General features: G+C 58.3%; 8 protein-coding genes. 5 read left to right on the forward strand and 3 right to left on the reverse strand.

Annotated elements, in window-relative coordinates; genetic code table 11:
* The first annotated feature begins 12 nt into the window (after positions 1 to 12).
* A complete protein-coding gene (locus VD17_RS03950; RefSeq protein WP_046052766.1) occupies positions 13 to 1,842 on the forward strand; it encodes a hypothetical protein in 1,830 nt (609 codons plus the stop codon).
* A gap of 5 nt (positions 1,843 to 1,847) precedes the next feature.
* On the opposite strand, the gene VD17_RS03955 is transcribed toward VD17_RS03950, so the two are convergent.
* Both VD17_RS03955 and VD17_RS03960 read right to left on the reverse strand, forming a co-directional pair.
* The gene (locus tag VD17_RS03955; RefSeq protein WP_033054282.1) at positions 1,848 to 2,189 is read right to left on the reverse strand and encodes a PA4575 family protein; all 342 of its coding nucleotides are present in this window, start codon (positions 2,187 to 2,189) and stop codon (positions 1,848 to 1,850) included.
* A gap of 318 nt (positions 2,190 to 2,507) precedes the next feature.
* The gene (locus VD17_RS03960) at positions 2,508 to 4,946 is read right to left on the reverse strand and encodes a Lon protease family protein (protein WP_046052767.1); all 2,439 of its coding nucleotides are present in this window, start codon (positions 4,944 to 4,946) and stop codon (positions 2,508 to 2,510) included.
* A 275-nt stretch (positions 4,947 to 5,221) separates the two neighbouring features.
* On the opposite strand from VD17_RS03960, the gene VD17_RS03965 reads away from it, so the two are divergent.
* The 4 genes from VD17_RS03965 (at position 5,222) to VD17_RS03980 (ending at position 8,734) form a co-directional block, all read left to right on the forward strand.
* Positions 5,222 to 5,710, forward strand: a complete 489-nt coding sequence (locus VD17_RS03965; protein WP_046052768.1) for a DUF3015 domain-containing protein — start codon at positions 5,222 to 5,224, stop codon at positions 5,708 to 5,710.
* 96 nt (positions 5,711 to 5,806) lie between these two features.
* Positions 5,807 to 7,660, forward strand: a complete 1,854-nt coding sequence (locus VD17_RS03970) for an Lnb N-terminal periplasmic domain-containing protein (RefSeq protein ID WP_046052769.1) — start codon at positions 5,807 to 5,809, stop codon at positions 7,658 to 7,660.
* 152 nt (positions 7,661 to 7,812) lie between these two features.
* Positions 7,813 to 8,169 (forward strand): hypothetical protein, encoded by a 357-nt coding sequence (locus VD17_RS03975; RefSeq protein WP_046052770.1) that lies wholly within the window; start codon positions 7,813 to 7,815, stop codon positions 8,167 to 8,169.
* Between the two features lie 70 nt (positions 8,170 to 8,239).
* Entirely contained in the window at positions 8,240 to 8,734 is a 495-nt protein-coding gene (locus tag VD17_RS03980) for a GreA/GreB family elongation factor (protein ID WP_046052771.1), read from the forward strand.
* On the opposite strand, the gene gdhA is transcribed toward VD17_RS03980, so the two are convergent.
* Positions 8,731 to 10,068, reverse strand: a complete 1,338-nt coding sequence (gene gdhA / locus VD17_RS03985) for an NADP-specific glutamate dehydrogenase (RefSeq protein ID WP_046052772.1) — start codon at positions 10,066 to 10,068, stop codon at positions 8,731 to 8,733. The genes VD17_RS03980 and gdhA overlap by 4 nt on opposite strands.
* Positions 10,069 to 10,404 lie beyond the last annotated feature (336 nt).

Raw genomic sequence — 10,404 nt, forward strand, 5'->3', positions numbered from 1 at the left:
GGAAGACGGGAAATGGATGTGCGATTGCCTTTAACGAGCGCCGGCATTTGCCTGGCTTTGCTGATGAGCGCCTGCTCACCCAGCGATGAGAAGCGCCAGGTCAGTCTCGAGGAAAAGACTGCGCAGTTCGAGAAGTCTCTGGATGCGATTCAGGATCCGACACTCAAGGAAGCCGTGGCTGAACTCGGCGGCTCGCTGTTGTTGCTCGAGCGCGCGCAACTCAAGCTCGACAGCAAACCGGTGGAAACAGAATATGGCGAAGACACCCTCGCCGTCCTCAAGCACTATCCGACGCCCCAAGCCTTGGTCGACACGTACATTAACGGTCTGTTCGTGCTGCACAAGGACTCCAGTTCCGACTACCTGACCGATCTGCAACCGGTGTTCCCCTTCAACTTCAACATTCCGGTCGCGTTTCTCTTCCCCCATAGTCTTGAATGGCAATCGGTGACTTTGAGCAACAAACGCGTCATCCCGTTTCAGCCAGAATGGTCAGAAACCGATCCGGGCATTCAGCTCAGTCCGTCGAGCTCCAACCTGACCAACCCCGATGATTTGACGGTGACCTATCCATTCATCGACGGCCTGGACGTGGACAAAAAGAACCAGCCACAACCGGTGAGCCTGCAAGGCAAGGTGGAAGTCATCGCGCCGCGCCGCCTCTACAGCTTCGACCTGACGAAAAAGGACGTTGGCCAGACTCGCACCAACGACAATCTCAGCGTCACCCTGCTGAACCTTGCAAACAACTACGCCGAAATCGAATTCAACAACAGCGCGCCACAGGCCCCCGAGGTCGGCGAAATGCCGCTGAACCCTCTGATTGTCCAGGCCAGGGACAGCACCGGGCAATTTCTCTCGCGCTCAGGCTCGATCAACGAAACCTCCGCACAAATAGCCTTCTATCAAAAGCAACTGGCGAAAATGCAACAGCAGAAAGCCTGGAGCGAGAGCTTCGAGAAACAGATCGATGAAGAGCAGCGCGCCTTTGAGAAGCAACAGAGCCACCGTTATTCCAAGGTGTACTTCAACGGGCCGATCGAAACGCTTGAGGTCAGCGTACTGGACTTTTCAACCGCCACGGTGACCCGTAAGGACCTGAACCTGCCGGTACTTCGCTTCGACCCACACACCACGCAAAAGACCATCCAGCCACTGACGCTGCCGGTGGTGGTGTACGACGACCAGGCCCCGATCTGGCTCAAGGGCGCCACACTTGGCGAGGACCAACTGAAAAAAAGCGTCCGCATCAGTCAGTCGGTCGAAGACCCGAGCGCCGCGCGTATCGAGTTCGATCACCCCAAAAGCTTCAATGACGAGCTGCTCGGCACCTCCTTCAACCCCGGCGAAAGCCCGGTCAGCTTCTTTACCGAGGACGGTAACGGCAAGCGCGATGAGCCGATCGAATTGCCGCCTGAGGCTTACCAGGTCGATCCCCTGCGCGGCACCATCACCTACGACTTGAACCTGTTTCCAGAAACGCCGGCTTACGCGGTGGGCTCCATGCCGCTGTTTCTCGCCACCGTCGAAAAGAAAACCATCGACACCCACCAGCTGCCCAAGGGCCTGGTGCTCAAAAGCAATGCGCTTGTGGTTGATCTGAAGCAGTTTCCCGCCCAGGACTGGCGCTTCTTCGCGAAGGACGACAGCGGCAATTATCTGAAGGAGATTCTGGCGGTCAGCCACGATGCGAGCGCAGAAGGCCCGGCATTATTGGGGGTGCATTATTTCTACGGGCAGCCTGCCCGCCTGGAAACCTATCAACGAACCGATCTCTCCACCGTGCAATATGGCTTCGAGGTCAAACTCGACAAGGCGGACACGTCCAGCCTTGCTCAATAGCCTGTTCAGTGATCGGGCCGAAACTCGAAACCTCCAGGATTGCGGCAGCGGCCACCATTGATTTCCCGCAGCTGGGCTTGCAGGTGCAGGCACCAGATTTGCGGATCATCGGCCAGCTCATAGCCGTGCAGGGTAAGACTTTCAACAATGGTGTCGAGGATCGACTCAGCCACAAAGGGGCCATGAAACGGGCCCTGGGCCTTGATGGCAGAAGGTTGTTCGCCTTCCATTCCGGCGGCGAAGAGTAAGGTCCACATGCCCGTATCCCCCGCCAATGGGCGGATGGCACACTCGATACGGGTCACAAGGCCCAGGCATTGACGGGTGAGGCAGAGGTTGCGCGACATGGCGGCGACCCTCAGTAGATCCGGTATTCAGCCCCCACGGGAGGACTGTCTCGATCCAGTGATTACTGTCGATATCCTTGACCTGAGAATAGAGGAAAAGTCTGACTAGCACGTCAAGTGAGACCAGAAGGCGCCGAATGGTCACTGTGTGAATATTGACGCCAGACTGATGGCACTTTCTTGTGATTCACCCAAATCAAATGTGGGAGCGAGCTTGCTCGCGATGGCGGACTGACAGCCAACATTAACGTTGACTGATACACCGCTATCGCGAGCAAGCTCGCTCCCACAGGGGATGAAGGTGACCTCAGGTTTGTATCAAGCCGGTTTGGTTTCCACCAAGGCTTCCTGCGCCATCTCTTTCTCAGCTTCCTTGAGGTCTTCTTCGCTGATCATTTCTGCGATGACCCGCAAGCGTTCCACCACCCGCGCGTTAACGCTGCCTTCAGGGAACTGGCCATCGGCGTCCGGCGCACCGGCCGGCTCGCCGACCAACAGGCTCAGGGCTTCATCAGCCTGGCGCACGGCGTAGACGTGGAACTGCCCCGCGCGCACCGCCGTCAGCACTTTTTCGTCGAGCATCAACGTGGCAACGTTGGCGTGGGGAATGATTGCTCCCTGCTCACCGGTCAGCCCGCGGGCTTCGCAGAGTCGGAAGAAGCCTTCGATCTTCTCGTTGACCCCACCCACCGCCTGCACTTCACCGAACTGGTTGATCGAGCCGGTGATCGCAAAACACTGCTTGAGTGGAGTTTTCGACAAGGCGGAAATCAAGGTGCAAGCCTCACCCAGCGATGCACTATCACCATCGACGTAACCGTAGGACTGCTCCAGGGCGATACTGGCGGAAATCGCCAGCGGGAATTCCTGGGCGTATCGGCTGCCCAGATACCCGGTGAGGATCATCACGCCTTTGGAGTGAATGGGCTGACCGAGGTTAACCTCGCGCTCGATGTCGACGATGCCGCTACCGCCCGGGTAGACCGTGGCGGAAATCCGCGCCGGCACACCGAACGCCGAGTCGCCGACCTCCAGTACTGTCAGCCCGTTGCATTTGCCCACCGCCGCGCCGTCCGTGTCGATCAGGATGATCCCGGCCAGCATGTCATCGAGAATCCGCGCCGAGACGCGCCCGGTCCGCGTGGCCTTGGCCTTGAGCGCACGTTCGATGTGCCCGGCGTCGGTCATTTCGTCACTGGCCAGTTGGCGAATGAAATCCGCCTCGCTGACCAGTTGGAACAGATCACCGATCCGCGCCGACAAACGCCCCTGGTGCTCAGCCAGGCGAGCACTGTAAGTCGCCAGACGCGCCACCGCATCGGCGGTCAGCGGTGCCATGCCTTCTTCGGAGGTGCGGGTCTTGAGCAACTGGGCGAACTGCTCCAGGCTTTCGTCGACCATCGGAATGTCTTCGTCGAAGTCCACCAGGACGCGGAACATCTCCTGGAAGTCCGGATCGAGATCCTGCAGCGTGTAGTAGAGCTGTCGGGCGCCGATGATGACGACTTTGACCTGCAGCGGAATATGTTGCGGTGTCAGGGTCACAGTGGCGAAGCGGCCCATCTCGCCCAGCGGCGACTCCATTTTCAATTTGCGCGATTGCAGCGCGCGCTTAAGCGCATCCCACACGAATGGCTCGCTGAGCATTTTTTCCGCTTCAAGAATCAGGAAGCCGCCGTTGGCGCGGTGCAGCGCACCCGGACGCAACTGTCGATACGTGGTGTAGAGCGCGCCCTGATCGGTGGTGTACTCGATGCGGCCGAACAGGTTTTCGTAAGTCGGGTGCGGCTCAAAAACCACTGGCGCACCGCCGCTATGCGGATGACCGACCACCAGGCTCGGTGCGTATTGCTCTTCCAGCAGTTTGCGGGCGATGGCGTCAGCCTTGCTGTCGTCCACCAATTGCTCGACCACGGTCTTGAGCAGATACACCTGCATCGCTTGCAAGTAACCGCAAACGCCGGCGTTTTCCGCGTACTTTTCCGACAACGGCGCGAGCAAGGGTTGCAAGGCCAGGGTGATGGTTTCTTCGTTGAGCTGGCGCAGAAGGTTGCTCGACTCACGCTTCCATTGCGGCAGGCTGGCGAGCTCTTCGTTCAGCCGCTCTTCCAGCCACGAAATATCCTCGTGAAAACGCTCGCGATCGACTTCCGGCAACTGGGCAAATTCGGCCTCATCCACAGCCTTGCCTTCGCTCATCGGCGTGAAGGCGATATTGGTGCTGTCGCGGTACAGCGCAACATCCTTCTCCAACGCCAGACGCTCGATGACATCCAGCGCGCGGTCATAGCGTTGATTGAAGGCGCGGTCGATGGCGCTTTTCTTCTGCTGGTAGGACGGGTGCTCGAACACGGCCGGAAAAGTCGCCAGCAGGTTGTCGATCAAGCCGTTGATGTCATCGATAAAGGCGCCGGCAGTGCCAGAGGGCAATTCCAGTGCGCGAGGTTCGCGAGGATCATCGAAATTGTTGACGTAGACCCAGTCCGCCGGGGTCTGCAGGCGTTTGCCTTCGGCTTTCAGGTAGCGTTTGACGAACGAAAACCGGCCGGTGCCGGGCTCGCCCATGACGAATACGTTGTAACCGGGGCGTGGCATTGCCACACCGAACTGCAAGGCTTCGACCGCACGTTCCTGGCCAAGCACACCGCGGAAGGGCTCCAAATCATTGGTGGTAGAGAAGCTGAACTGTTCAGCGGAAAACGGACGGGTCAGCGCTTCGGGCGCTAGACGCAAGCTGGCAGCAACAGGATCAGGCATCGGGCTTCCTTACATCAGGCGGGGCAGATAGCGGCATTCTGGCGCTGCCTATACCTCACTTGCAAGGCGCGCCTCTAGCCAAAGCATAGACAAAGCGGCATCTCTAAGCGGGCCGGGTCTAAATCAATGTTTTCAGCGAATGTTATGCAAAAAATCACGGAACCCTTGGAACGTGCCTAAACTCCAAACTGCGCGGCTGGAACAATAACCGGCCCACTGGCGCCAGATCGGGCCAGACCCCTGTCCATTGGTATGCACATAAAGAGAAAAAAGCTATGAAACGGATTCTTCTCGGTACTCTCTTCACCGTTGTATCCATCAACGCTATGGCTCAGGCGCCAGGCGGCCCGGATTGCGGTTGGGGCAACATGCTGTTCGAAGGTCAGCGTGGCACCCCGGCTCACTTCCTGGCATCCACCACCAACGGCACTTCCGGCAACGCAACTTTCGGTATGACCTCGGGTACCAACGGTTGCTCGACCAATGCGGCGCTGACCTATGGCGGCAAATCCTGGATTGCCATGAATGGCATGATGAACGAGCTGTCCGAAGACATGGCTAAAGGTCAGGGCGAAGCGCTGACCACTTACGCCGTGGTACTGGGCGTGGCGCCGGAAGACCGTGCGCATTTCGCCGCCGTCACTCATGAGCACTTCCAGCAGATCTTCAGCAAGGCTGACGTGACCGCTGACGATGTGCATACCAACACCCTCGCCGTTCTGAAAAGCGATCCTCGTCTGGCTAAGTACGCTACTCAAGCTTAAGCTCGACCCGCCCGCTGCTCTTTCAGGGGAGCGGGTTTTATTTTTTGAACCAGGCCCTTTTTGGGTCTTTGTTTCTTTCGAATTAAGTTGCCCACTATGCTCAAACGCCTTGCCTGGCTGGCGCTCTGTGTCTGCGCCCCGCTGTCTGCCGCGCCACATGTCGACAATCAACGTTTGCAGCAATTGGCCAATGACCCCTTCTGGATTTCCCTGGGCCACTACGAAACCGCCAAACTCGGTGGCTGGCGCAGCTATGTCAGCGACAAGAAATTCTTCCTCGCCGCCGACGGCAATGAACATCCCGACCATGAACTGGCGGCGACCGTGCAAGCGCTGTATGCCCCGGCCAGTGCCGGTGAAAAGCATGCGCAATGCGTCTACCCCGCCCGCACCCGCTGGCTGAAGGCGCAGCTCAACCTGAGCGATCTGCCGAAACTTCCCTGCACTGAATTCAAGCAATGGTTCAAGGATGTTTCGCCCCACAGTGCGGTGATGATTTTCCCGGCGGCGTATCTGAACAGTCCGTCATCGATGTTCGGCCACACGTTACTGCGCATCGACCAGGCCAATGTGCAGAGCGATCAAACCGCCCTGCTCAGTTATGCGATCAACTTCGGCGCCTACATCGAAGGCTCGGACAACAGCATCCTGTATGCCTGGAAAGGCTTGATGGGCGGCTATCCCGGTTTGTTTGCCCTCGTGCCATATCAAGAAAAACTCTCGGAGTACCGCAGTCTCGAAAACCGTGATCTGTGGGAATACCGCCTGAACCTGACCCAGGCAGAAACCGAGCGCATGGTCGAGCACGTCTGGGAGCTCAAGCAGATCCAGTTCGACTATTTTTTCTTCGACGAAAACTGCTCTTATCGTCTGCTGGAATTGCTGCAAGTCGCCCGTCCGAGCCTGAGATTGACCGAACAGTTCCCGCTGACCGCGATTCCTACGGACACCGTCAAAGCGGTGAAAGAAGCCGGACTGGTGGAGTCCATTCAGTATCGACCGTCTCGCGAACGTGAACTGCTGAGCCACGCCGAGCCGCTGAGCGATGAAGAACAGGAGTGGGTACTGAAAGTCAGCGACGACCAGCAGCAACTGCAAGAACCGGCGTTCAAGGCTCAACCCAAGGATCGTCAGGCGTTGATCATCGACGCGGCCTATCGCCTGGAGCGCTACCGCGCCAATGGCCAGGAGCGAGACCCGCAACGGGCGCAGCGCAGTTTCGAATTGCTGCGGGCGATCAACCAGAATCCGCCACCGGAGCTGGACATCCCGAAACCCGGTTTGCCTGAGGATGGCCATGAATCGCGCACCTGGCAGGCAGGCATTGGCACTCGAGGCGACAAGGCGTTTGGCGAGTATGGCTTGCGCATGGCGTATCACGACCTCAACGACAACGCCGAGAGCTTCCCCCTCGGCGCGCAGATTGAAATCCTGCAAATGAAACTGCGCCAGTACGAAGGCAATCACTGGCAGCTGCAGCAATTTGACCTGGCGACCATCCGCTCCCTGACTCCGCGCAATGAATTGCTGCAACCACTCTCGTGGCAAGTCACCGGCGGCCTGGAGCGTGTGCCGGGCAAGCATGACGACGAAACCCTGGTCAGCCACGTCAATGGCGGGGCCGGCGGGACCTGGCAGCTGGGCGACGACATGCTCGGCTTTGCCTTGGGCACCGTGCGCATTGAACACAACAACGACTTTGCCGCTTTCATCGCGCCGGCGGCAGGCTTTAACAGCGGTTTGCTGTGGAAAAACCCGTTGGGCAACCTCAGCCTGGAAGCCAAGGGCGACTTCTTCACCAACGGCGAAGTGCGCCGTAGCGTGAGTCTGAATCAGCAGTGGGAATTGTCGCGCAACCTGGGTTTACGCCTGAGTGCCCAGCGCGAATTCAGCCACCTGGCTTCGCCCGAGAATGAAGTGATGCTTGAGGTGAAGTGGTATCACTACTGAAAAGATCGCAGCCTTCGGCAGCTCCTACATTAATTCGCGTACATCTGTAGGAGCTGCCGCAGGCTGCGATCTTTTGATCTTTCTTTCACGCCCCATCGACGATTCCACTCCTAGACTTCTCCTATAGGCCGTTGACGGTCTGGGAGTCTGAGATGTGGCGTTGCGTGGGTGTGGTGGGTTTGCTGATGTTGATCGCGGGTTGCCAGACGACCCACGAGGATCTGATCGCCAAGGGTTATCCACCAGCGTTCGCCGATGGCTTCGATGACGGTTGCAGCAGTGGCCGGCAAGCGGCGGGAGCAATGACCGGAGAGTTTCGTAAAAACGTTCCGCGTTACCTCAAGGACAAGCAGTACGCCGAGGGCTGGAGCGATGGCTTCCGTCAGTGTCAGGCCATGCTGGAAAACCAGGACCGCGAGGACTATCGCAGCCATCATTGGGACGACCGGGACAAAGCCTGGCAGCAGCAGAAGGATCAGGGTGCCGCACGAGCGTATCGCTCGCAATAAGTCGCTGACAGACATTCGTCGAAACTAAAAGCCTGCGACCATGGCCCAAACCCTATAACGGGAGACAACCATGAGTCGCGCCTTCGTCAATGAAGATAACGCCGCCGCGCAAGCCGATCAGCCCGTCGAACGGCAGGTCAGCGCGCGGCCCAATTACGTCACGCCCACGGGGCTGATCCAGTTGCAGGTGAAAGTCGCCGAATTGCAACACCTGCACAGCGAGCAATCGGCCAAAGGTGAGCACGCCGACAAGCAGCGCCTGGCAGACCTTGAACGCGACTTGCGGTATTTCAACCAGCGCCTGCAAAGCGCTCAGGTCGTGACCGCCGCCAACTCAACGCAAAAAGTGCAGATCGGCAGCCGTGTGACTTTCGCCGACGAACACAACACCGAGCAAACCGTGCAATTGGTCGGTGAAGACCAGGCCGACGCGTCGGCAGGCCTGATCAATTGGGGCTCACCGCTGGGCCGGGCATTGCTCGGGGCGCAACTCGGCGACGAGGTGCTGTGGCAACGTCCGGCTGGCGATCAGTTGATCGAGATCATCCGTATCGAACCGGCTTAAACCACGCCTTGGGCGAGCATCGCGTCGGCAACTTTGACGAAGCCCGCGATGTTGGCGCCTTTGACGTAGTTGATCCGGCCATTCTCTTCGCCGTAATGCACGCAAGCGTGGTGGATCGACTGCATGATCGCGTGAAGCTTGCTGTCCACTTCGCCACCGGTCCACAGCAGGCGCATGGCGTTCTGCGACATCTCCAGCCCGCTCACCGCGACCCCGCCCGCGTTAGACGCCTTGCCCGGCGCGAACAAAATCCCCGCCTCGATAAACAGGTCCACCGCTTCCAGGGTGGTCGGCATGTTCGCCCCTTCCGCCACGCAGATGCAGCCGTTGCGCAGTAACGTGCGGGCCGCCTCGGCGTCCAGTTCGTTTTGTGTCGCGCAGGGCAGCGCAATGTCGCAGCTCAGCGCCCATGGGTGCTGCCCGGCCTTGAACTCCAGGCCAAAACGGCCGGCCAGTTCACTGATACGCCCGCGCTGGACGTTTTTCAGTTCCAGTACCGCCAGCCACTGCTCTTCGGTCAAACCGCTTTCGCAGTACAGCGTGCCTTCGGAATCGGACAACGAAATCACTTTGCCGCCCAGGTCCATGACCTTGCGCGCCGCGTATTGCGCAACGTTGCCGGAACCGGAGATGGCCACGCGTTTGCCTTCAACGGTTTCACCGCTGCGCTTGAGCATTTCTTCAGCGAAGTACACACAGCCGAAACCCGTGGCTTCCGGGCGAATCAGGCTGCCGCCATAGCTCGGGCCCTTGCCGGTCAGCACACTGGTGAACTGGTTGCTCAGGCGCTTGTATTGGCCGAACAGGAAACCGATCTCGCGGGCACCGACGCCGATATCGCCGGCCGGAACGTCAACGTCTGCACCGATGTGACGATACAACTCGCTCATGAAGGCCTGGCAGAACCGCATGACTTCAGCGTCGCTTTTGCCTTTCGGGTCGAAATCCGAACCACCCTTGCCACCGCCCATCGGCAACGACGTCAGGGAGTTTTTGAAGGTCTGCTCGAAGGCAAGAAACTTCAACACGCCAAGGTTCACCGAAGGATGGAAACGCAGCCCACCCTTGTACGGACCGATAGCGCTGTTCATCTGGATGCGGAATCCACGATTGACCTGCACCTTGCCTTGATCGTCGACCCAGGAAACCCTGAAAACGATCGCCCGCTCCGGCTCGCAAATCCGCTCCAGAATGCCCGAAGTCAGATAGTGCGGATTGGCTTCAAGAAACGGCCACAGGCTGCGCAGGACTTCTTCCACGGCTTGGTGAAATTCGGGTTGGTCCGGGTCGCGTTTTTTCAGGCGGGCAAGGAAGGATTCAACGGATTCGATCATGAAAAAGTCTCGGCAAATTTATTGTCGTTGGAAGAGATTGGGCCGGACTTTAGCAAACTGATTGCGCACAGTAACAGAGCAAAATGTCGCACTTATGAAATTAAATGGTGCACAGGATATAAATAAACCCCATTTTAAGGCCGGTTTTGCACCCAAAAAGGGATTCACAATTTAAGTTTTGCACCATTAGTAACACCGCTATCGCGAGCAGGCTCGCTCCTACAATTTGAAATGCATTCCCCCTGCGGGAGCGAGCCTGCTCGCAATGAGTTCGCCACGGTGCCACTGTAAAAACGCATAAAAAAACGGAGCCCGAAGCAGACTGTGTGAAAACCT

This window comes from Pseudomonas fluorescens, from assembly GCF_000968015.1.
GTDB classification, from domain to species: Bacteria; Pseudomonadota; Gammaproteobacteria; order Pseudomonadales; family Pseudomonadaceae; genus Aquipseudomonas; species Aquipseudomonas fluorescens_W.

Bases quoted from the DNA above. Each gene is read 5' to 3' on its own strand.
- gdhA (WP_046052772.1), bottom strand. From the start codon at position 10,068: ATGATCGAATCCGTTGAATCCTTCCTTGCCCGCCTGAAAAAACGCGAC.
- VD17_RS03960 (WP_046052767.1), bottom strand. From the start codon at position 4,946: ATGCCTGATCCTGTTGCTGCCAGCTTGCGTCTAGCGCCCGAAGCGCTG.
- VD17_RS03965 (WP_046052768.1), top strand. From the start codon at position 5,222: ATGAAACGGATTCTTCTCGGTACTCTCTTCACCGTTGTATCCATCAAC.
- VD17_RS03980 (WP_046052771.1), top strand. From the start codon at position 8,240: ATGAGTCGCGCCTTCGTCAATGAAGATAACGCCGCCGCGCAAGCCGAT.
- VD17_RS03950 (WP_046052766.1), top strand. From the start codon at position 13: ATGGATGTGCGATTGCCTTTAACGAGCGCCGGCATTTGCCTGGCTTTG.
- VD17_RS03970 (WP_046052769.1), top strand. From the start codon at position 5,807: ATGCTCAAACGCCTTGCCTGGCTGGCGCTCTGTGTCTGCGCCCCGCTG.
- VD17_RS03975 (WP_046052770.1), top strand. From the start codon at position 7,813: ATGTGGCGTTGCGTGGGTGTGGTGGGTTTGCTGATGTTGATCGCGGGT.
- VD17_RS03955 (WP_033054282.1), bottom strand. From the start codon at position 2,189: ATGTCGCGCAACCTCTGCCTCACCCGTCAATGCCTGGGCCTTGTGACC.